Raw genomic sequence first — 425 nt, 5'->3', positions numbered from 1 at the left:
GGATGATCGAGACGATGTCGGTCAGCGCGTCGGCCAGCGCCATGAGGTTGTTGAGGACCGGAATCATGCTGGCCACCGTCGCCAGCCGGTCGACGTTCACGTAGCCGTTCGTCACGCTGATCAGCCACGCGTTGAAGCCTTCGCCGGACGCCACGACGTCGTCCGGATGCACATCGGTCAGCCACGGGGTGGCTTGCTCATATTCCGCGCCCGGCGGGAGTTTTTGATCTGCCATGCTCTCAGGATTCTTCTCGTTGTTCGTTTTTCGGCCCGCGGCAGCCGTCCCCGGTTCATCTTTTGGACGTCGTGCCAGCGACCCGCGGCATTGTACCGACGAATGGACGACCGGAAAATGAAAGGTAGCGGCTCTGGAATCCGGGCCCGAAACGGGTCATCGCACCCTATTTGTTGGCACGGCTTGCCCC

Annotated in this window: 1 protein-coding gene; it reads right to left on the bottom strand. The window is 61.9% G+C overall.

Features of this window, described 5'->3' with window-relative positions; translation table 11 throughout:
* Window positions 1-235, bottom strand: a 235-nt coding sequence (locus tag AB0F11_RS38225) for a hypothetical protein (RefSeq protein ID WP_362184493.1), incomplete at its 3' end; no start/stop codon positions are given.
* Window positions 236-425: the final 190 nt, after the last annotated feature.

This window comes from Streptomyces sp. NPDC032472, from assembly GCF_040636955.1.
Taxonomy (GTDB): domain Bacteria; phylum Actinomycetota; class Actinomycetes; order Streptomycetales; family Streptomycetaceae; genus Streptomyces.
Note: the sequence above shows the minus strand (reverse complement) of the source record. Positions and strands in the feature narration are given on the sequence as shown.